20 protein-coding genes are annotated in these 20,968 nt (G+C 38.2%); 6 read left to right on the top strand and 14 right to left on the bottom strand.

Annotated elements, in window-relative coordinates; all coding sequences use genetic code 11:
* Window positions 1-116: 116 nt before the first annotated feature.
* From ACYVM0_RS17265 to ACYVM0_RS17280, 4 genes are all read left to right on the top strand, one after another.
* Window positions 117-659: a hypothetical protein gene (locus tag ACYVM0_RS17265; RefSeq protein WP_460558963.1), complete on the top strand. Its 543-nt coding sequence runs from the start codon at window positions 117-119 to the stop codon at window positions 657-659.
* Window positions 660-844: 185 nt separating this feature from the next.
* Window positions 845-2,224 carry a lactate utilization protein B gene (locus tag ACYVM0_RS17270; protein ID WP_460558965.1) on the top strand — a complete coding sequence of 460 codons (1,380 nt, stop codon included), beginning with the start codon at window positions 845-847 and terminating at the stop codon, window positions 2,222-2,224.
* A gap of 52 nt (window positions 2,225-2,276) precedes the next feature.
* On the top strand, window positions 2,277-3,602 hold the full coding sequence (locus ACYVM0_RS17275) for a hypothetical protein (protein WP_460558967.1): 1,326 nt from the start codon (window positions 2,277-2,279) through the stop codon (window positions 3,600-3,602).
* A 59-nt stretch (window positions 3,603-3,661) separates the two neighbouring features.
* Entirely contained in the window at window positions 3,662-4,975 is a 1,314-nt protein-coding gene (locus tag ACYVM0_RS17280) for a polysaccharide deacetylase family protein (RefSeq protein WP_460558969.1), read from the top strand.
* A 117-nt stretch (window positions 4,976-5,092) separates the two neighbouring features.
* On the opposite strand, the gene ACYVM0_RS17285 is transcribed toward ACYVM0_RS17280, so the two are convergent.
* The 10 genes from ACYVM0_RS17285 to ACYVM0_RS17330 form a co-directional block, all read right to left on the bottom strand.
* Window positions 5,093-5,581: a sterol desaturase family protein gene (locus tag ACYVM0_RS17285; protein ID WP_460558971.1), complete on the bottom strand. Its 489-nt coding sequence runs from the start codon at window positions 5,579-5,581 to the stop codon at window positions 5,093-5,095.
* A complete protein-coding gene (locus ACYVM0_RS17290; protein ID WP_460558973.1) occupies window positions 5,581-6,270 on the bottom strand; it encodes a carotenoid biosynthesis protein in 690 nt (229 codons plus the stop codon). Before ACYVM0_RS17290 ends, ACYVM0_RS17285 begins: the two co-directional genes overlap by 1 nt.
* Window positions 6,260-7,744 carry a phytoene desaturase family protein gene (gene crtD / locus ACYVM0_RS17295; RefSeq protein WP_460558975.1) on the bottom strand — a complete coding sequence of 495 codons (1,485 nt, stop codon included), beginning with the start codon at window positions 7,742-7,744 and terminating at the stop codon, window positions 6,260-6,262. Before crtD ends, ACYVM0_RS17290 begins: the two co-directional genes overlap by 11 nt.
* Window positions 7,745-7,801: 57 nt before the next feature.
* Window positions 7,802-8,320 (bottom strand): isopentenyl-diphosphate Delta-isomerase, encoded by a 519-nt coding sequence (gene idi / locus ACYVM0_RS17300; RefSeq protein ID WP_460558977.1) that lies wholly within the window; start codon window positions 8,318-8,320, stop codon window positions 7,802-7,804.
* Window positions 8,321-8,348: 28 nt separating this feature from the next.
* The gene (locus ACYVM0_RS17305; protein ID WP_460558979.1) at window positions 8,349-9,131 is read right to left on the bottom strand and encodes a phytoene/squalene synthase family protein; all 783 of its coding nucleotides are present in this window, start codon (window positions 9,129-9,131) and stop codon (window positions 8,349-8,351) included.
* A gap of 101 nt (window positions 9,132-9,232) precedes the next feature.
* Window positions 9,233-10,726, bottom strand: a complete 1,494-nt coding sequence (locus ACYVM0_RS17310) for a phytoene desaturase family protein (RefSeq protein WP_460558981.1) — start codon at window positions 10,724-10,726, stop codon at window positions 9,233-9,235.
* Window positions 10,727-10,780: 54 nt separating this feature from the next.
* Window positions 10,781-11,281, bottom strand: coding sequence for an RNA polymerase sigma factor (locus ACYVM0_RS17315; RefSeq protein WP_460558983.1), 501 nt, complete (start codon window positions 11,279-11,281; stop codon window positions 10,781-10,783).
* Window positions 11,282-11,388: 107 nt separating this feature from the next.
* The gene (locus ACYVM0_RS17320) at window positions 11,389-12,282 is read right to left on the bottom strand and encodes a MerR family transcriptional regulator (protein WP_460558985.1); all 894 of its coding nucleotides are present in this window, start codon (window positions 12,280-12,282) and stop codon (window positions 11,389-11,391) included.
* Between the two features lie 78 nt (window positions 12,283-12,360).
* Entirely contained in the window at window positions 12,361-13,017 is a 657-nt protein-coding gene (locus ACYVM0_RS17325) for a sugar transferase (RefSeq protein ID WP_460558987.1), read from the bottom strand.
* A gap of 86 nt (window positions 13,018-13,103) precedes the next feature.
* Complete coding sequence (locus ACYVM0_RS17330; RefSeq protein ID WP_460558989.1) at window positions 13,104-14,234, bottom strand: LegC family aminotransferase; 1,131 nt, start codon at window positions 14,232-14,234, stop codon at window positions 13,104-13,106.
* Window positions 14,235-14,365: 131 nt separating this feature from the next.
* On the opposite strand from ACYVM0_RS17330, the gene ACYVM0_RS17335 reads away from it, so the two are divergent.
* The gene (locus tag ACYVM0_RS17335; RefSeq protein WP_460558991.1) at window positions 14,366-15,451 is read left to right on the top strand and encodes a DUF695 domain-containing protein; all 1,086 of its coding nucleotides are present in this window, start codon (window positions 14,366-14,368) and stop codon (window positions 15,449-15,451) included.
* A 3-nt stretch (window positions 15,452-15,454) separates the two neighbouring features.
* On the opposite strand, the gene ACYVM0_RS17340 is transcribed toward ACYVM0_RS17335, so the two are convergent.
* From ACYVM0_RS17340 to ACYVM0_RS17355, 4 genes are all read right to left on the bottom strand, one after another.
* Window positions 15,455-16,546: an acyltransferase family protein gene (locus ACYVM0_RS17340; RefSeq protein WP_460558993.1), complete on the bottom strand. Its 1,092-nt coding sequence runs from the start codon at window positions 16,544-16,546 to the stop codon at window positions 15,455-15,457.
* Between the two features lie 51 nt (window positions 16,547-16,597).
* On the bottom strand, window positions 16,598-17,569 hold the full coding sequence (locus tag ACYVM0_RS17345) for an NAD-dependent epimerase/dehydratase family protein (protein ID WP_460558995.1): 972 nt from the start codon (window positions 17,567-17,569) through the stop codon (window positions 16,598-16,600).
* Window positions 17,570-17,648: 79 nt separating this feature from the next.
* A complete protein-coding gene (locus ACYVM0_RS17350; RefSeq protein WP_460558997.1) occupies window positions 17,649-18,260 on the bottom strand; it encodes an acetyltransferase in 612 nt (203 codons plus the stop codon).
* A 10-nt stretch (window positions 18,261-18,270) separates the two neighbouring features.
* Window positions 18,271-19,497 (bottom strand): glycosyltransferase family 4 protein, encoded by a 1,227-nt coding sequence (locus ACYVM0_RS17355; RefSeq protein ID WP_460558999.1) that lies wholly within the window; start codon window positions 19,495-19,497, stop codon window positions 18,271-18,273.
* Window positions 19,498-19,618: 121 nt separating this feature from the next.
* On the opposite strand from ACYVM0_RS17355, the gene ACYVM0_RS17360 reads away from it, so the two are divergent.
* Complete coding sequence (locus ACYVM0_RS17360; protein ID WP_460559001.1) at window positions 19,619-20,962, top strand: hypothetical protein; 1,344 nt, start codon at window positions 19,619-19,621, stop codon at window positions 20,960-20,962.
* Window positions 20,963-20,968: the final 6 nt, after the last annotated feature.

Raw genomic sequence — 20,968 nt, forward strand, 5'->3', positions numbered from 1 at the left:
GCAATAGTTACCATGTGGCCCTTATTAACTATCGGCAGCAATAGCAGGTAAAGCAATGGCTACCGGTAATACTTTATCTTTGCGCCGTAAAAACAATAGAAAATACATTGCAGGTAATGAAAAAAGTAATGCTGTTTGTCCTGGTAATTTTTGCTTCACTTATTGCTGCATCGCAAAATAAAAATAGCTTTCCGCAATCTTTCATCGGCAACTGGAAAGGAAAATTGCAATGGATGGTAAATGGAAAACCTACACAAACTTTTACCATGCAGTTGCGTATTCAACCTGCAGATTCTGCTGGTCAGTTTACCTGGCAAATAATTTATGGAACCCCTTCGACTCCACCCGGGAAAGAGGATAACCGCCCTTATCTATTAAAACCTGTTGACAGTGCTGCAGGACACTGGGTGATTGATGAAAAAGACGGTATTATTTTAGACAGTTATGTACATGGCAATGCCATCCATGGTGCTTTTACTGTACAAGGCAATACCATTGTAGATAATTACAAAGTAGAGAACGGGAAAATGCAGGTAGAATTTTTTAGTATTAAACTGGGTGATAAGAAACAAAGTGGTAAGGGGACTGAGGATACCCCTTTTGTGGACAGTTATACCATCAGCAGTTATCAAACAGGTGTGTTGATAAAGGTTAAATAATTTTCGCAGGGATCGACTTCCTTAGTAATACTTTATCTTTGCTCTCACAAAAGTGGATAGTAATTACCATTGTTGAACGGAGTGTTGTCTCTATACTTCAATCATAGAACAAAAGCTGATCAACAAAAAACATTTGAAGTATAATTTTTCATTAGTGTAAATTTGTGCCATTAGTGCCAAAATATATGTCAGAAAATTCAGAAACATTTATAGCGAAAAGTAAGATCAAAGCGGCCGACCTGGAACATCGCCGTAAGATCAATTTTAATATTGGCAAATACAACAGCAAAGTACCCGAAGGCAAACAACAATTTGCCGATGTACACCTGGTAAGGGAAAGGGCTAAAAATATTAAGTGGAAAGCCATTGAAACCCTGGACCAGCAACTGGAAGAGTTTGAGCTGAATTTTACCAAACGAGGAGGCAAAGTGATATGGGCCGAAAATGCACAACAGGCCATTGATGAAGTGGTAAAGATCTGCAAAGAAAAAAATTGTAAGACTTTGGTAAAAAGCAAGAGCATGGTTACCGAAGAAATTCATTTGAATAAAGCCATGGAAGAACATGGTATTGAAAGTGTGGAGACTGACCTGGGAGAATACATTCAGCAATTAGATGGCGAGCCGCCTTACCATATTGTAACACCGGCCATGCATAAGAGCAAGGAAGATGTGGCCAAACTGTTCAATCAGAAATTAGGAACGCCAATAAATTTCACACCGCAACAACTTACTTTAAAAGCAAGAGAAATTTTAAGAGAGAAATATGTACATGCCGAAGTGGGTGTTACCGGCGCTAATTTTATTATCAGCGATATCGGCGGCATTGCGGTTACAGAAAATGAAGGCAATGCAAGATTGAGTTGTGCTTTTCCAAAAACACATATTGTAATTGTAGGTATAGAAAAGATGATCCCTTCTGTTACCGACCTGGCTTTGTTCTGGCCCCTGCTCTCTACTTTTGGTACAGGGCAAAAAGTTACTGTATATAACACCATTGTAACCGGCCCCAGGCAGGAAAACGAAACCGACGGCCCCGAAGAAATGTATGTGATATTGTTAGACAATGGCCGCACCAACATCATTAAAAATCCTAAGCAAAGAGAGAGTTTATACTGCATCCGTTGCGGTGCCTGTTTAAACGCCTGCCCTATTTATAAAAATATTGGAGGCCATGCATACGGAGCTACATACAGCGGCCCTATTGGCAGTGTAATAACACCACACCTGCAGGGTATGGAAGATTTTAAACACCTCAGTTATGCCTCATCGCTTTGTGGTAATTGTACCGAAGTATGCGCCGTAAAAATAAATTTACATGAGCTGCTTTTAGAAAACCGTAAAGAAAGTGTGGACGAAGGGCTGGTAACTTTCAGTGAAAAGATGGCCTGGAAAATGTGGAAGATCGCTTCATTAAAAAGAGGCCTGATGAATATGGGCAACGGTAATTTAAAAAACAAAGTAGTAAATGGCTTATTTAAAGGCTGGAAAGAACACCGCAGCGAACTTAACTTCAGCCCGAAGACTTTTAATGAAATGTGGAAAGAACGTATGAAAGGTAAATAGCATTTAACGTTTTCTTTAATATATAAGTTGCATATTTGAGAAAACCTTGTCTATGAGAATTTTTACCCTGCTGTTATTTTTATGTGGTACCACTATTGCCTTTGCCCAAAAAGATTCCGGTACATTTTTACAACAATTTAAATTTCGTACCCCCAATTACCGGTCGGTATTATTATCAGGTAATGCCAATGGCAATATTTCAGGAGGCAACACTAATAACCCGCTGAATTTTTCGCTCAATCCAAAATTAGAAGCCACAAGAATAGTAAGTACAGATGATATACTGGCGTATTACTCCTATGGCGTATCTGTTGGTTATAGTTACGACAAGGCCAACCTGGCAACAGGGGTACAACGTAATTCGAATTTCACCTACTCCATCACCCAGGCTGTAACTCAAAAAAAGTATAGGGGCAATAAATACTTTTTAAGCGGCTATTCTTCCGAGATAAAACAATCTATATACAGCAGCAACAATAATTATACTTTAAAAGATAATGTGGATTTTCTTTCAACCGGTTATTCTATCGGCTTTGGAAAAGGGAGGATAGAAAATGTTACGGATGCACAAATGGCTTACAATATCCTCAACGATCTTAAGAAGAATAATTTACTTTCTGCAGATTTCAGCAATGATGATATTAACGGTCTTGCCAAAACCATCACCAGGATAAACAACACCCGTTTATTTGATTTCAGGCGCAAACATATTTTTGAATTAAAACAGATTGACTCGTTTTTAAATGCCACGGGATTAGTAAAAGAAAAGAGTATCGATTATTTTACTACCGTTAATGATGATTGGTTTTATGCCTTTAATGAACAGCGAAGGCATGGACTGGAAAAATTTATTACCCTTACCCCGTCAATAGGAATCAATAACAGAAAAACGGTTTTTGATTTAATGCCGGTTGACAGCACATCAAAATTATCTTCCAAATTTGTAATTGCCACGTTGAGCATCGGTATTGAAAAAGCAAAAGCCATCAGTATTAAAAAGCAGTATAATAAAGGGCTTACATTAAGTACCTCTTACATCTACAGCAAGGAGAAAAACAGCTATAATGTCATTAAGGATGAATACTTCACTGATAATTTATCCGGTAACCTGTATGGTTATTTAGAGTGGAGTTATTACCCCAACACCAGAACCAATATCAGCACCCGGCTCTCTAACATGCTGGTATGGGCTGTATCAAATGAAAATCTGACCAATAACACCTGGATTAATTTTTCAGGTAATTATTTTGTGAATTATAATACGCGGCTATTTGTTACCACAGGTGGGTATTTAAATGTAAGTGGAAATTTTAATGCCGATTTCAATGCTTCAGCATCAGCCGTTTTTGGGTTTGGGATACAACATTATATCAGGTAAGTAAAAATATTTTTTTTAAACCCTCTTTGTGTGAGCCAAGTTTTCTAATTTGTGCCTGCATGATTTTAATTTACGCTCCTATATCATCATCAAGACTGCAATACAGTGTGGCATTTATTTTTAAAGAATTACTGGGGCTTAATTGTGTCATCACAATTGATTCGGAGGAATTTAAAAATCATGAAGCTGTTGGTATTAATTATTCTGCAACTCCAATTAAAGAAAAAGAATTCTGGATACCCAATTGCGAATTGTTATTTGAAAATGGCATAAAAGAACAAGCGATCACTTGTTTTGAGACGAATGGGTATAAAGCATTTTATAAAACTATAGCCGGAGATTTTTCATTCGACATTTTTGCAGCTACATTTTATTTACTTACCCGCTACGAAGAATATTTACCGCACGCCAAAGATATGTATGGCCGCTATGCACATGAAAATGCCCTGGCTTTTAAAGAAGGGTTTTTGCATTTGCCATTGATCAATACCTGGGCTAAGGATTTTATTGCTGCCATTAAGAAAAAATTTCCTGCACCGGAATATCAATACAAAGCACAATATTCCATCTTCCGGTTTAAACCCACTTACGATATTGATATTGCATTTAGTTATAAACACAAAGGCTTTGTAAGAAATATTGGCGGCTTTTTAAAATCCCCTTCGGCAGAAAGAATTAAAGTTTTACTGGGTTTGCAAAAAGACCCGTTTGATTCCTTTGGCTGGATGAATGAGTTGCACCAGAAAAATAAACTGGCTGCCATTTACTTTTTTTTGGTGGCAGAAAAGAACGGCATTTACGATAAAAATATTTTACCCTCACGGGATGTGATGTGGCGGTTGGTAAAGTATCATGCAAAAAAATATACTGTTGGCATTCATCCCAGCTGGCAAAGTGGCGATGATTTTAACTTGCTTAAAAAAGAAATTGAACAATTCGGGGCAATGGCTCAGGTTGATAAAACTGCCCCGACACTCAGCAGGCAGCATTATATCCGTTTCAATTTACCCGACGGCTATCAAAAATTAATTGAAGCCGGTATTACCGACGACTATAGCATGGGATACGGCAGTATCAATGGTTTCAGGGCATCTGTAGCTTCCTCGTTTTATTGGTACGACCTTCAAAACGAACAATACACCGACCTGCGTATTCATCCTTTTTGTTTTATGGATGCCAATTCCTATTACGAACAACATTTTTCTGCCCAACAGGCTTATGAAGAATTACTGCAGTATTACAAAGTGTGTAAAGATGTGAACGGCACATTAATCACCATCTGGCACAATAATTTTTTTGGCACCGCAAAAGAGTTTGAAGGATGGCGGGAAATGTATGAGCAATTTGTGGGGGTGGTGAGTGGGGAGACGTGAAGCGTGAGAGGTGAGACGTGAGACGTGAGAGGTGAATCGTTAATTTAAATGCTTCGCAAAACTTTGCTACATTATTTATATTTATACCTCATTCATCTATATCCCTTATTTTACTTTTTATACTTTCTTCCCTTCCGCCTGTATACTTTTATCCGTTTTTACTTTTTCCCAATATTTTTTAGCTACCATCAGCATACCAAAGCTTTCGCCTTCGTGTTTATCCAAATGTTTATGGTGCATTTTGTGGGCCCAGCGGATGGTTTTAATGTAAGTGTTGTTGCTACGGGTAAACCATTTAAAACGCTGGTGAATGATCACTTCATGTACAATAAAGTAAGCCAGTCCGTAAAGTGCGATACCAAAACCAATGGCAGCCACCCAATACACTTTATTTTGCAGCCCCAGCATGATACACAACCAGCTTGGAATTGCAAAGATCAGGAAGAAGGCGTCGTTCTTTTCTAATTTATGGCCGGTGGGTTTATGATGATCTTCGTGCAAATACCACAAAAAACCATGCATTACAAAACGGTGTGTAAGCCAGGTGATGCCTTCCATAAGAAGAAAGGTAGATAAAGTAATGAGTATAAAAAGTAACCAGTTCATCAGTTATTTAAAAATGTTCTTAACAGTAAAAAAAACATTACCTGTATCATTAACAAATGTACTGCGAATTTGTTCTGCTTATTAAATTTTAAGAAATGGAAAACTGCCAGTAAAATTACAGCTACCATAAACCAGCAGAGGTAATTATAAAAAGGAATTTCGGCGGCCCATTTCCAATATCCCAATTGTACTGCAACGGGTTCCATCAGCCAGTCGAAAAAAACTGCCAGTGTAGCGCCATCCACAATTACCGATACTGCTTTTAATGCCATTGGTGGTGTGGACGTTTCGGCAGATACTTTATCAATAGCTTTTACCAGCAGCGTATGCACACTTACGCCGCAACAATAAATAGTGATGAACCAGTTGATACCAATAATTAATGGCACGTTCTTTATTTTAGGGCCCAGTACACTGCCGTAAATATAATCACCGAATAATAACTTAGTGTTTACGCCAACTACTTCTACTGTAATACCAATAGCTGCTGTTATTAACACAAAAATCCAGAAGGAAGTATTTTTTTCTGCTTGTGTCCAGATGAGTAAACCAAACATCAGTAACAGATTGACAGGCGTTGCCTGCAGTATAAAACTGTCTTTAAAAAAAACGATGCCTGCAAAACCAATGGCATGAAACAAAACAGCAATAGCTGTTGCAATCTGATATTTGGAAAATTTAATGGGCACGTTTTTCAGTTTTAACCAGGTCGCTTACAATTTGAGCACTCTTTAAACATAAAGGTATACCTCCGCCGGGATGTACGCTTCCGCCGCAGAAAAATAAACCTTTTACGGCACCTGTAAAATTCGGATGCCGCAAAAAAGCCGCCAGCTTTGAATTAGAGCTGGTGCCGTATAACGAACCCCTGTAAGACGCCGTTTTTTCTTCAATTTCTACAGGATCCAGCAACTCTTCTGTTGCAATCAATGGTTCAATATCGGTTTTTAAAATAGTATTGAGTTTCTCTATAATTTTCTTCCTGGCTTCCTGCTTAAGTACTTCCCAATCCTGTCCTGTATTTGCAGGGGCATTAATCATCACAAACCAGTTTTCTTTTCCTGCCGGCGCATGGCCAGCTTCCATTTTAGAAGTAATGTTGATGTATACCGTAGGGTCATAGTACAAAGTTTTTGTTTTAAATAAACAATCAAACTCTGCCTTATAATTTTCGCTGAAGAAAATATTATGCAGTTGCAGTTCTTCAAATTCTTTTTTGATACCCCAGTAAAAAACCAGTGCGCTGCTGCTTCTCTCCTGCTGTAAAACCTCCCTGGCTTTGTTTACATCATCCATTAACCGGCGGTAAGTAAAGTATACATCCATATTACTCACTACAATATCCGATAATACATTTTCATCATTCACCACCACACCTCTTACTGTTCTTTCGTGATGAATAATTTTTTGTACCGGTGTATTAAAATGAAATTGCACGCCTTTTTTTAAAGCTAATGCATATAAGGCGTTGGTGATGCTGATCATTCCTCCTTCAGGATAAAAAATGCCTTCGTTATATTCCAGGTGCGGTATCAGGCTAAGCATTCCCGGTGCTTTGTAGGGATTGCTGCCGTTGTACGTGGCATAACGATTAAATAACTGAACCGCTTCGGCAGATTTGAATTTTGCTGTATTATATTGGTGTAAAGTTTTAAAAAGATAGCTGTATTTGGTTGCGCCCAACGCTTTAAAAATCCTTTTATTGAGCCATGTCTTTCTTTTATGCAGCGAATGATTTAAAAAGATAGTACCGATATTGTTGTAGTTATTTGTGGCGCCTGCCAAATATTTTTTTACTGTAGTTGCAGATTCACCCAATTTATCTTCCAGTTCTTTTCCAAAAGTTTCAGCATCGGTAAATGCTTCTACTATTTTTCCGTTGGCATAAAAATATTTGCAGGCAATAGCAACAGGTTTATAGTTGAAATAATTTGCCATGGGTTCGCCGGCCAGTTCAAATAAAGCTGCTATATTTTCTGGCTGTGTAAATAAAGAAGGACCGGCATCAAAATGAAACCCAGCTTTTTCAAAGGCAGATAATTTGCCCCCGGGGTAACCATTTTTTTCATACACTGTTACGGCAAAACCCTGTACAGCTAAACGAATGGCTGTTGCCAGACCTGCTACACCACTGCCTATAATAATTGCTTTTTTATTACTCATACCTGTACTGCCGTAGATGCGGCAAAAGTAACTTAAAAAAGAGCTTATAAAGCCCGATTATTTTTTTTGTGCAAGATAATCTTCCACTTTTGGAAAAGCGATCTTAAACCATACGGTATACTGGTCAGGATGCTGCTCCAGTAAAGATCTTATTTCGTTTACAGGTTTAAAACAGTAATCAGCTACCTCTTCTTTATCAGGTGTAATAGTTCCTTCATAAGTACCAATAAAAACATGATCGTATTCATGTTCGGTTAACCCATTATCAAAAGGTGCCTTATACACAAATTCAAATGCCTTGGTGAGGGGCGTAGTAAAACCCATTTCTTCCTGCAATCTTTTTTCAGCAGCTGCCAGCGTATCCTGATCAACATAAGGGTGGCTGCAGCAGGCATTGGTCCACAATCCACCGCTATGGTATTTGGTAAATGCTCTTTGTTGTAATAACATTTCGCCTTTGGTATTAAAAATAAAAACACTGAAAGCACGGTGCAGCAGAGCTTTTTCATGCGCTTCCATTTTTTCTATTGTACCCAAAGGCACATCATGTTCATCAACTAATATTAATCGGTTCAAAATTTCGTGGATTATTAAAGCGGTGAAATTACAGAATATTAAACTGTGTTCGTATACCGGCTTTGGCCAATATAAATGCTTTAGAGTAATTAGGGATGCGGATACGCTGTTCTAAAATTTTTGCAGGCTGTACTTTTTTTATTTTTTTAAACAACGATAAATAATATTTATAGGCCACATACACACCAAATCTTGCCTTTACAGGTAATTGTAAGATACCTTCATAAGCATGTTTAAAATCTTCCGCAATTTCCAGTTCAATCTGCTGTTTCATGGCTGCGGTAAAATTTTTAAAATCCATATTGGGGAAATAGGTACGGTTCAGTTCCTGGTAGTCGGCTTTCACGTCTCTTAAAAAATTCACTTTTTGAAAAGCTGCCCCTAATGCCTGCGCTGCGGGCTTTAACCTTTCATATTCATTTTTGTTGCCTTCGCAAAAAACATACAGGCACATCAGCCCTACCACTTCTGCACTGCCATAAATATAGGCCGCATAGCCTTCAGCATCATATTTTGCTTTGCTTAGATCGCACTCCATACTTGTAAAGAATGCGTCTATCAAACTCATTTCTATTTTGAACTCGTTCACCGTGATCTGAAAACTATGTAGTACCGGGTTAAGGCTGATGCCTCTTTCAATGGCATTATAGGTTTCTGTTTTAAATTCATCCAGCAATTGCTGCTTGTCATAACCATGAAAAGTATCTACAATTTCATCAGCAAAACGCACAAATCCGTAAATATTATAAATAGGCGTACGCAGATCTTTATGCAGCAATTTTATAGCGCTGCTGAATGAAGTGCTGTACATTTCAGTAGTTATTTTACTGCACTGCTGACTGGTGCTATGAAAAAGATTCATCATTGTAATTATCCAAAAACAAAAGTTATTTTAATTATTAAACACAAACATCAACCTAATTGTTTTATCACTTCCTTTGCTACCACTTCGCCACTGATAAGGCTTGGTGGCACACCGGGACCGGGTACTGTTAACTGCCCTGTGTAAAAAAGATTGCGTACTTTTTTGCTTTTGCAGGACGGTTTTAATACCGCTGTTTGCAGTAAAGTGTTTGCCAAACCGTAGGCATTGCCTTTAAAAGAATTATAATCATTTACGAAGTTGCTTACGGAGTAAGATTTTTTATAAACGATATTTTCTTTTATTTTTTGCCCTGTCCTGTTTTCAAATCTTTGTACAATATTTTCAAAGTACCGGTCTCTTAATGCTTCTGTATCTCCCTGTAAACCTGCTGCTACGGGTATCAGGAAAAATAAATTCTCATAACCCTCCGGCGCCACACTGTTATCAGTTACCGAAGTAATGCTAACATAAAACAAAGGGTTCTCCGGCCATTTGGGTTCTGTATAAATCTCTTTTCCATGCACTCCAAAATCGGTGTCAAAAAAAAGCGAATGATGCAGTACCTGATTCAATTTTTTATTTAATCCTACGTAATATAATAAACAACCGGGTGCCATTACTCTTTTGTTCCAGTATTCGTCGCTATAAGTTCTACAATTTCCGGGTAATAATTTTGTTTCTATAAAGTGGTAGTCTGCTCCTCCTATAACAACATCCGCCTTAAAATTAACAGTTGATGGCTGATAGTTGATAGTTGCGCTGCTTGTTACCGACTTTGCTTCATTGTTAATTACATTTATACTTTGTACATCATGTTCAAAACAAAATATAACCCCCAGTTCTTTTGCAAGGCTATACATCCCTTCTACAATTTTATACATGCCGCCCTGCGGATACCAGGTACCCAATTTTATATCCGCATAATTCATCAGGCTGTACAATGCCGGAGTATGTTCGGGCAAAGCGCCTAAGAACAATACCGGAAATTCCATCATCTGTTGTAATTGCGGATGCTTAAAATATTTTGCCACATGTTTTTTCATGTTGGCAAATACATCCAGCTTAAAAACGCCTTTTATCACTTCCCAATCTAAAAATTCGGTAAGTGACCGTCCGGGCTTATGCACCAGTTTATTAATACCTACGTTGTATTTGTATTCCGCTTCCGCTAAAAATTTATCCAGTTGTGCAGCACTGCCGGGTTCAATAGTTTCAAATAACTTTTTTAATTCACCATAGCTGGCGGGAACATCCATTTCGTTACCGGGCCAATATATTCTGTAGGATGGATCTAATCTTTCCAGTTGATAATAATCGCTTACTTTTTTTCCAAAGCAATTAAAAAAACGTTCAAATACTTCGGGCATCCAGTACCAGCTTGGCCCCATGTCGAATACAAAGCCATCTGCTTTCAATTGCCTTGCCCTGCCACCAGGTGTTGCTTGTTTTTCTAAAACCGTTACTTCGTAACCTGCTTTTACCAAAAAACATGCTGCTGATAAACCTGCAAATCCGCTACCTATTATTACTGCTTTTTTCAAGAACTAAATTTAGGAATATTGAAATATAAAACGGGATAAAAAAGCGGTAACCAATTAAAACCTTGTCAGTTGTTCTTTCAATAATTTCCGTGCAAAATGAATACGGCTTTTAATAGTGCCCAATGGTTCTTTTAAAAGCGCTGCAATCTCATTGTATTTATACCCATCAAAATAAAGCATGAAAGGATTTTTGAAAATATCGGGTAACTCGTATACTGCCTGCTGAATTTCTTTCATCTTTAAATTACTCTCTGCAGCATTTACTACCGAAAGCTGGTTACTGTTTAACAGAAATTCGTTGATGCTGTTATCCAGTACCGTATTTTGTTTTGCCTTGCGGCGATAATCGTTGATGAAAATATTACGCATGATAGTGTACAACCATGCTTTAATATTGGTACCGGCGTTATATTTTTCCCTGTTGGCCAGGGCCCTGAACATAGTTTCCTGTAACAGGTCTTTTGCTGTTTCACTATCCCTTGTAAGCGTTATGGCAAAGGGCTTTAAATACTCTGCGTTATTGATAACTACCTGGTTAAATTCTATCGCTGACATATTCTTGTTTAATTATTGTTGTGTAAAGTTAAACAAGAATTTTTAAAACACAGCCTTTTTTGTTTAATTATTTGCAAAAAAGATTAAACGTATTATATTTCAGCGCTTTAGCTTGTTATTTTGGAAAATCCGGATACAAAATCCATCACTTCTGCAAAAGATCTTTTAAAATTAAGGGGCGGGTGAATCTTCTTTTGATAGGTACAGGTAAGCTGCCCGGAGATGATTATAGGTATACCGGCAAACTTTTGAGTAACGTTGCTGATGAATTTATCGAAGTTAAAATTTTGTCCTACTGTGGTAAGATGAGAATAGAGGTAATCGGGCTTTTTAAGTTTTACCACGTACTCCACATCTTTAAGCGGCACGCTGCTGCCTAAATAAATGGCTGTTACCCCACGGCTTTTTAAAAGGTAATACATAAACAATAATCCAAGCTCATGATATTCCCCTTCGGGTAAAAACAAGAGTACTGATTTATTTACTTTTAATGCAGTAACAATACCATCGATACCTACAATTAATTTCTGGCGGATGATATTGGTTACAAGGTGCTCCTGTGCAGGATTTATGTGATTGGTAAGCCATAGTATCCCTATCTTTTCCAAAAAGGGAAAAATGATCTGTGTGATGGTTCTTTCGATGCCCCTTGCAAGAATATATTTGTCTAAAATGAGCTCCAGTTTTTCAATATCAATATCCACCATGCTCTGGATCAGCTCATTTACAATACGCTCCTGTTGCGCCTCCATCTGGTTGAGCGAAAGTATCTTTTCCTTTATCTCACCTTCATTCATTTTATCTATGTGAGATATCTTATAGCCATATTTATTCAGCAACGCAACGTTCAGTATCTTTTTTAATTCATCATTGCTGTAATACCTGATATTGGTATCGGACCGCTCAGGCTTTATAAAAGAATAACGTTGCTCCCAGATGCGTATGGTATGGGCTTTTATACCGGAAAGATTCTCCAGGTCTTTAATAGTAAATGAGTTCATTGTAAAGGAATTATTACATTACTATTACAATAATAAAATTAATTTGTTTAAAAAAAGCACAAAAAGAGTAAACAAACATCAGAAATTCCTTTGAGGCAGATCTTTAAAGACTTTACCGACCAGTTGGTTTTTGGAGAAAAGGATGGACCAGCCGGTCAAAAACATGATCATAAAGTCGGTATAGAAAGAAACATTTTTCTGGTACCACATTTCAAGCTCACCCTTATAGGGATAGATCTGTGCATACATGGCTTTAGGATCGGCCGCATCAGAAACAATTTTTTCTTCATCCCTGAAAATTAAGGAACCAATTCCCGTCATACCCGGTTTGCAGTTATATATTTTATTACGGATCTCTTCAGGATATAATTTTACACTCACCTCCATCAATGGCCTTGGCCCTACAATGCTCATATCTCCTTTAAATACATTGATGATCTGCGGCAGCTCATTAATTTTTGTGATACGCAGCAATTTTCCAAAGCTGGTTACCCTTGGGTCGTTACGCAATGTAATTTCGCCTGTACCAATATTAGGGCTGTTCTTCATCATGGTGGCAAACTTCCAGATATCAAACATTTTATTTTTATAGCCCACTCTTTTTTGAAAGTAAAATACTTCATGCTCTCCTGTAAACAATAAAATTATTATTGAGGGAATAAGGATGGGAGACAGCAGGATGAGCACAAGGGATGCTATGATAATATCGATGAGGCGCTTGGTTAGTTTATACATTTTGATTCATGGTTGATGGCTCATGGTTCATAGTACAGTGCATAGTCGTTTCAAACTATGAACCATCTGCTATGAACCATGAACCCTTAATAACATTCTTTTATTTTATCACTTACCGCTTTTAAATCTGCATCGGTAATGTAAGTAGAGCATGGAATGCTCAGGCAATGCTGGTACACAAAATTCGATCTGTCGGTGTGGTTGTAATAGATATCATTGGTAAACATCGGTAATTGATTCATCGGCACCCAGAACGGCCGGCTCTGCATTTTACTATCGTTCAGGGCCTTCAGCACTTCTTTTTGCTTTGTTGTAAAAATAGTTGGCATCCACCAGTTTGGTTTTACATCATCACTTACCTGTTGAAATTTAATATCCCCTACTCCCTGCAAGGCAGTTTTATAAAAATCGATGATCTCGTATTTACGTTTGATAAAACCCGGCAACTGCTCCATTTGCGCCACCCCCATTGCGGCTGCAACATTTACCAGGCGGTAGTTGTAGCCTATTGCATCGTGCATGTATTCAAAAGGATCGCTCTTGGCCTGCGTGGTTAAGTGCTTGGCTCTTTTTGCCAGTGCTTCGTCGTTGGTAACAATCATACCACCACCACCGGTAGTAATAATTTTGTTACCGTTGTAACTAAACGTACCCATCAAACCAAAACTACCAGCGTGCTTACCTTTATAATAACTGCCCAAAGCTTCGGTGCTATCTTCAATTACGGTAAGGTTATGCTGCTTTGCCAGTGCCAGCAACCTGTCCATATCGCACATATTACCCAATACATGTACGGGCATTATCACCGGAATTCTTTTACCATCTTTTTTATAATGGCAAACGCCGTTGCGTTGTTCTGTTTCGTTGGTTAAAAATTCTTCCAGCAGGTTCAGGTCCATCTGCCAGCTATCCACATCGGTATCAATAAAAATCGGATTAGCACCGGTGTATTTAATAGAGTTGCAGGTTGCAATAAAAGTAATGTTTGGTGTAATTACATAATCATCACTGTTCACCCCCATTATCACCAGGCAAATATGCAGGGCCGTGGTACCGCTGCTGGTAGCCACTGCGTATTTAGTGCCTGCAAATTCAGCACTCATTTTTTCAAACTGGTCAACATAAGCGCCTACACTGCTCACCCAACCGGTGGTAATGCATTCGGTAACATATTTTAATTCGTTGCCCGCCATATTGGGGCCGCTGAGTAAAAGCATATATTTTGTTTTTCGGGGTTTGAAATTTTTGCACGGCGAAGTTAGTAAAAAGGCGCTTTAGTTTAAGTATGCCAATTTTAAGTTATACCGCTATCTTTATTTACTAAAACGTAAAAAACAGTTGTATTTGTATGAGCTTTTTAAAGAAATTATTTAACGGTAAAAAAACACAACCCCTCATAGACTCTCCCACCGCATTCTGGAATTGGTTTTTACAGCAGGAACAAAGTTTTTATGCTGCCGTAAAATCCCAGGATAAAGCCGCAGAAAAGCTGCAACAGATAGTCGATCAATTGCAGCAATTTAATCCCGAACTGTATGGCCTGGTAGGCATGTATGACGATACTACAGCAGAATTAATTATTACTCCGGACGGAGACATTAAAAACATTGTTTTTGCCGAAGACATCGTTGCAGCTGCTCCTGCAATACAGGGCTGGAAATTTACAGCGTTAAAACCTGAAACCGGGTTTGGTACTTCTACAGTCCGGATGAATGGATATGATTTTAACAGCGACAAAATCAATTTCTTTTCTATAACTGATCCGGCAAAGCCGGATGAAATTGAGATCCATATTGTACATGAAGATTATGCCGAAGAACGGCACGATACAATTGGTAATGGCTCATTGATATATTTAGACAACGCCTTTGGGGAGATGATGATGGCCACTCAAATTGATGATATTTATTTTGATGCCCCGGGAGTAAAGGAAGAATTGATCCCGATCGAAAAACTGAAAGATTATTTGGTATGGCGTGAAAAAGAATTTATAGAAAAATATGATGGGGTACGATACGATACAGAAAATGATACCTATTCAGCATTGGAAGCAAAGGATGACAATGACCTGCCTATGATTGCTATAGTGAACCAACAATTACTTTCCTGGGATGCCAAAGCATCGCACCCATGGATGCTGGCCATAGATATTACTTACAAAGGAAATGAAACGGGTATGCCTGATGAAGGAAGTTACAAATTGATGGACAAGTTTGAAGAAGCGCTGATGGAAAAACTGCATGACTTTGATGGTTACCTGAACGCAGGCAGGCAAACTTACAATAACGAACGTACCATTTTTTTTGCCTGCAAAGAATTCAGAGCCTGTTCCAGGATAACTTTTGATATTATTAAAACCTTTCAAAACCAGTTAAGCATTTCCTATACTATTTACAAAGACAAATACTGGAAAACACTGGACCGTTTTCAGTAAAAATCATTTCCTTAATTTTTTAAGATACGCCACAGAAGGTTTTTCTGTTATCAAATACAATGGTATTGTTAACAACACTGCAATAATAACACCCGAATAATACGGAATACGGCTGTAAAAAACCAGGCGGCCGGTATACAATGTAATTAAAGAATAGGTGAGTAATAAAATGGGTAAATGATTCAGGTAAAGACTGTAGCTGATATCTCCCAGCTTCATTAACACACTGTTTTTCTTTTTTATAAAGTAGAGGATGTAATCAAAAATAAAAAACGAAAACAGCAGTGTAACCATATCAGAAAATTTTTCTGATATCATTTTGTTAGACACATTAACGGCTACAAATAGGCCTGCAAGAATAACCAGGTAGACTGTTTTATTTTTAATTACCGCTGCCCGGGAATGATTGAAAAAATAATGGTAGAGCAACAGCCCTGCTGCAAAAAATACCTGGTAGTAAAATATGGTCCACCCGGTTATTAAAAATAAGGCTGCAAATATAGCAGCAGCCAGCAGCGTGGTATATTTATTCAGTTTGTTATAGAGGGGAAATAAAATATAAAAGATAAGTTCGTGGCCCAAAGACCAATACGCATAGTTAAAGCCGGCGTACTCTCCTTTATCAATAAAGAAAATAGTTTTTATTACCTGCCCTATTGAAAGATCGTTATAAGCTTCACTTAATCTTGTATTATACTCCCTTAAAGTACTGGTGTAAATATGCGGATTGATATATTGTATACAGATCACCAGCATTGCAATGGACAATACCATGGAACATAAAAAAGGCCAATAAATTCTTATCAGCCTTATTTTATAAAAATTTGTCCACGTATAATGATGGCCCGAAAAAGAATGTTTAATAACAAACGCAGATAAAATAAAAAACACCACCACACACTCTTTACCGCAGGAAGAAAGCATATCGGCAGCAAATAAAGCATACCCGCCAAAGCCATGCAATCCTATTTCTTTATTGTATACTGTGCCGCCAACCCAAAAAACATATTTGGCATGAAATACCACCACCAGTAATGCTGCCAGCCCACGCACTATATGCAGGTATTTTATATTAGGCAGTATTGCTGGATTCATTGTGGTTTTTTCATTGCTGCAATCTGCCACCTGGCATTGCAGTACTCCGTTTTATATATTCCTGAATTTAGGACCGTAAGCATCCTGTATAATTCCTGTTTTCATTAACGTATAAATTTCCTTTACACCATCAGGCACAGTTTTAGTGATAGTAAAACCCAATTCATTTTTTATTTTATCAAAGTTTACCCTGTAATCACGTGGATCTTCATTCATCTCTACATAGTTCACTTTTACATTGGGCACTACTTTGCAAACTTCTTCAATGATCATGCCTTTATTGTAATTCTCTTCGGTAGTTCCAACATTAAATACATTGGATTTTACTTTTGCTTCATCGCTTTCAATTACCAATACCACTGCTCTGGCCAGGTCATCTACATGGCAATAAGGCCTCCAGAATTGTGCGCCCCATATTTCCTGTTCGCCCTTTTCTGCTGCGTTACGGGTAAATTCATTTACAGTAAGATCAAAACGTATTCTTGGAGAAAAACCATATACGGTACTGAAACGTAAAGCAGTGCTGCACATCGTAGTATCTTTTCTGTCGTTCATGATATAGTTCTCAAACTTCACTTTCAACTCTGCATACAGACTAACCGGGTTTAGTTCAGATGTTTCGGTAACAAAAGAATCCGGGTCGGCCATTTTACCATAGTTACTGCAGGTACTGGCAAATACAAAACGTTTTACGCCTGCTTTTTCTGCAGCTTCAAATAAGGCCACACTACCATCCCAGTTGGTGGTTTTAGCATCATCACTGAATTTTTTGCAGGCAGGGTCGCCAACAATTGCTGCTAAGTGTGCAATGGCATCAATGCCTTCAATAGCTTTTGCCACATCTGCTGCATTTCTTACATCACCTTTTAAAAATTCAAAATTCGGGTTCAGCATTACATCATATAATGCATCGCCGCCAAAATTTAAATTATCAAAGGCACGAACATTGTATCCCTTGTTTAATAACTGACGAACTAATACAGAACCAATATAACCGGCTCCGCCTGTAACTAAAACTTTCATAAGTATGTATATTTTTTGCGTGGCAAAGGTACAAAGAAGAGTTTGCAGTTTGCCGATTATAAACGATAAAACCTGTTGATTATTTTATTTGAGCAGGAACGCCAACAACGGTTACGTTATCGGGTACATTTTTAAGCACTACTGCCCCGGCACCAATCATAACATTATTACCAATGGAAATGCCTTGTTTTACCACGGCATTGGCACCTACAAAACTGTTATGGCCCAATTTTACATTGCCGCATAAAACAGCACCCGGGCCGATATGAGCAAAATCGCCTACCACACATTCATGTTCTATGATGGAACCGGTATTGCAGATGGCACCAACACCAATTTTTGCCAGCGGATTGATCACAGCATTGGCGGCTATCATTACCCCCGTTGCTGCAATTGTTGCCGATGCATCAATTACGGCTGATGGATGAACAGCATTGCCGGGATATAAGTTGTTTGCGGCCAGTGCCCGGTAAACTTTCTCCCTTATTGTGTTATCTCCTATAGCAATAAAAAAACCGGCTGTTGCAAAAGCTGCCATAGCCACATCGCTGTTTTCCTTACCCCAATAGGGTAATGCAAAAGGATTGTATTGCTTTTCTTCATTATCGCAATAACCTGTTATTTTTTTTCCTGCGGCTGTAAAAATGCCGTAGGCTACAAATGCATGACCAGAGTAGCCGATTAGTATCATTACCGTAGTATTAGTTGTTTAAATGTAGCAATGATTTATAGGTTGAAAGAATATTTTGCCAGATATTTTCACGCTGAAAATCTTTTTTGATTATTTCCACCAGTGTTGCTGCCATAGCCTGCATTGCCGCAGGGTTGTCGAGGGCGAATTCAATCTGCGCTGCCATTTGTTGTTCGTTGGCAGTTTCAAAAATCAAACCTGTTTGTTTGTCCGTTACAATATCTACGTTGCCTGCAATGCGGCTGCAGATAATGGGTAATTGCATAGCACCCGCCTGCAGCAGCACGTTAGGAAATCCTTCTCTGTGCGACGGGAACACAAAGTAGTTGGCAATATGCATAAAATATTCCACCTGCTGTGTCCACTTAATATGAATGATGTTGTTGTTGGTTTGTATCTGCTCTAATACAACCGCCGGCAAAGGATCTAATTCCACTTCAAAATCACCTACCAGAATCAGTTTTAAAGTACTGTGTTTTTTTTGGAGTGCAGTAAATACATTCACCAGCTCTACAATACCTTTATCTGCCACCAGCCTGCCAATGCAAAGCAGGTAGGTATTTTGTTCCGTATAGTTAATGCTGTGCTTTACTTCGTTTATTATATTTTTATCAAGAACAGCAGCGCTAAAACGATTGGTATTAATGCCATTGGTAGACCCTTTACCAATAATAGATAGCTTTTGTTTTGACGTAAATTTATGATCGACTATATAATTGTATAGCGAATAACTGTTGGGCCATACCTGATTGGCTCCCCAATAGGTAAGCTTTTCAATAAATTTTAAGAGTTTCAATTTAGCACCTTTCTCAACCATTAAGGGCATTCCGGCAACGGTATGTATCCTCACTTTTACGCCGGCAAACCTGGCCGCCAGCATACCCAGTAAGCCTGCCTTGGGTGTATGTGTATGTACAATATCAGGTCTTTCTTTTCTGAAAATTCTGATCAGCTGTACCAGGCATTTGAGATCCTGCCAAGGTGTTATCTTTCTCGTCATAGGCACAACAATATGCCTGCAGGCTTCGTTTTTAATAACGTCATTCAACTCGGGGCCATCGGCACTTATCATAATTACGTTAAACCCGTTTTGCTGCATAAACTTCATTTGCCCGGGTAATAAATAACGCAGCGCCATAGGCACCGTTGTAATGCGGATGAGTTTTTTTTGAATGTTGTCGCTGGTCAAATCTTTATTTATAAAATTAGTTGGCTGATAATTTTCTATTGAACTCAAAAATAAACGCATATTATTGAAAGAAAAATTAGAATTTAAGATAAATTTGAGTTTATTAGAATGCAATTGCAGCATATTGCTTTTTATAACGGGCCATTTAACCTCCTAACATTTACGCTTCATGGGCATCTTCGAATTTGTTTTGTTTCCTTTTTATGTTGCCATCTTTTATTTTATATTTAAATCTGTCAGGAAAAACTACACCGACCCGGTTCTTAAATTTTATCACCTGCAGGGGTTTTGGATAAAAGCTTTGATCGTATTGGTATTTGCCGTGTTTAACTGGAAAATATCTATTGGTGATTCTTTTGTGTTGTATCAAACAGAAGGCAAACACCTGTACGACCTTATTCTTAAAGACTCTTCCAACATCAAGTGGATCTTTACCCCGGGACCGGATTTTGATGAATCGTTATTAAGCAATTCGTGGAATAAAGGTTACCTGCTTGGGGAAGCAAATTATATGGTGGTGCGGTTTGTAACCATTTTTTCTTTTTTTACATTGGGTAAATATTTAATTACCAATCTTGTTTTTTCGATGCTGGCTTTTACCGGTGCCTGGAAGTTGTTCCTGTTTTTTTATGAGCAATATCCGCACCTGCACCGCAAGTTTGCCATTGCAATTTTATACCTGCCCACTTTTGTATTCTGGAGTTCGGGTGTGCTGAAAGATAGTATTTGTATTGCGGCTATCGGTTGGATCACTTATTCGCTGTACCAGCTGTTTGTAAGCAAAAAAAATATTGTAAAAAGTACTTTATTATTATTGTTGTTCGGCTATTTCCTCTGGGTAATAAAGCCGTATATCCTCATCTCTTATGTGCCATTCTTTTTTCTTTACCTGATCTTAAAAAATGTAAACATGGTAAACAGTAAAGCGGTGAAGCTTGTACTGGCCCCCGTACTTATTGTTGGCTGTGTAGTTGCGTTTTCTAAAATAATGACTAACCTGCAGGAAGAAATGGGGCAGTATGCAGTAGGCAGTATTTCAAAGAATATGAAGAGCTTGAACACCGCCTACGAAAATCAGAATACAGAGGGTACATCAGCATTTAGTTATGGTGTGGAGTTTGACGGAAGCATAGGCCAGCTGGTAAAAATGGCGCCGGTGTTTATCAGCACTACTTTTTTCAGGCCGTTTTTATGGGAATCTAAAAAACTATCTACTTTATTATCATCGCTGGAAGGCCTGGCGCTAATGATCTTTACCATGATCGTTTTTTTTAAAGCCGGGATAAAAACCGTTTTTCAAACCTTAACCAAAAACCCATTGGCGCTGTATTGTTTTTTATTCTCCATCATATTTGCCCTATTTGTTGGTGCCACTACTTTAAACTTTGGTACACTTTGCCGTTATAAAATTCCCTGCATGCCATTTTTTGTTATTGCATTATTCCTGATACAGGATGCAACGAGGCAGAAAAAAGAAAACCTGCTTAAAAATAAGCAGGTTGTAATTGTGTAGTTTTCG

The organism is Ferruginibacter profundus, from assembly GCF_054783275.1.

Bases quoted from the DNA above. Each gene is read 5' to 3' on its own strand.
- ACYVM0_RS17265 (WP_460558963.1), top strand. From the start codon at position 117: ATGAAAAAAGTAATGCTGTTTGTCCTGGTAATTTTTGCTTCACTTATT.
- ACYVM0_RS17270 (WP_460558965.1), top strand. From the start codon at position 845: ATGTCAGAAAATTCAGAAACATTTATAGCGAAAAGTAAGATCAAAGCG.
- ACYVM0_RS17275 (WP_460558967.1), top strand. From the start codon at position 2,277: ATGAGAATTTTTACCCTGCTGTTATTTTTATGTGGTACCACTATTGCC.
- ACYVM0_RS17280 (WP_460558969.1), top strand. From the start codon at position 3,662: ATGATTTTAATTTACGCTCCTATATCATCATCAAGACTGCAATACAGT.
- ACYVM0_RS17285 (WP_460558971.1), bottom strand. From the start codon at position 5,581: ATGAACTGGTTACTTTTTATACTCATTACTTTATCTACCTTTCTTCTT.
- crtD (WP_460558975.1), bottom strand. From the start codon at position 7,744: ATGAGTAATAAAAAAGCAATTATTATAGGCAGTGGTGTAGCAGGTCTG.
- ACYVM0_RS17305 (WP_460558979.1), bottom strand. From the start codon at position 9,131: ATGTACAGCACTTCATTCAGCAGCGCTATAAAATTGCTGCATAAAGAT.
- ACYVM0_RS17315 (WP_460558983.1), bottom strand. From the start codon at position 11,281: ATGTCAGCGATAGAATTTAACCAGGTAGTTATCAATAACGCAGAGTAT.
- ACYVM0_RS17320 (WP_460558985.1), bottom strand. From the start codon at position 12,282: ATGAACTCATTTACTATTAAAGACCTGGAGAATCTTTCCGGTATAAAA.
- ACYVM0_RS17325 (WP_460558987.1), bottom strand. From the start codon at position 13,017: ATGTATAAACTAACCAAGCGCCTCATCGATATTATCATAGCATCCCTT.
- ACYVM0_RS17330 (WP_460558989.1), bottom strand. From the start codon at position 14,234: ATGCTTTTACTCAGCGGCCCCAATATGGCGGGCAACGAATTAAAATAT.
- ACYVM0_RS17335 (WP_460558991.1), top strand. From the start codon at position 14,366: ATGAGCTTTTTAAAGAAATTATTTAACGGTAAAAAAACACAACCCCTC.
- ACYVM0_RS17340 (WP_460558993.1), bottom strand. From the start codon at position 16,546: ATGAATCCAGCAATACTGCCTAATATAAAATACCTGCATATAGTGCGT.
- ACYVM0_RS17345 (WP_460558995.1), bottom strand. From the start codon at position 17,569: ATGAAAGTTTTAGTTACAGGCGGAGCCGGTTATATTGGTTCTGTATTA.
- ACYVM0_RS17350 (WP_460558997.1), bottom strand. From the start codon at position 18,260: ATGATACTAATCGGCTACTCTGGTCATGCATTTGTAGCCTACGGCATT.
- ACYVM0_RS17360 (WP_460559001.1), top strand. From the start codon at position 19,619: ATGGGCATCTTCGAATTTGTTTTGTTTCCTTTTTATGTTGCCATCTTT.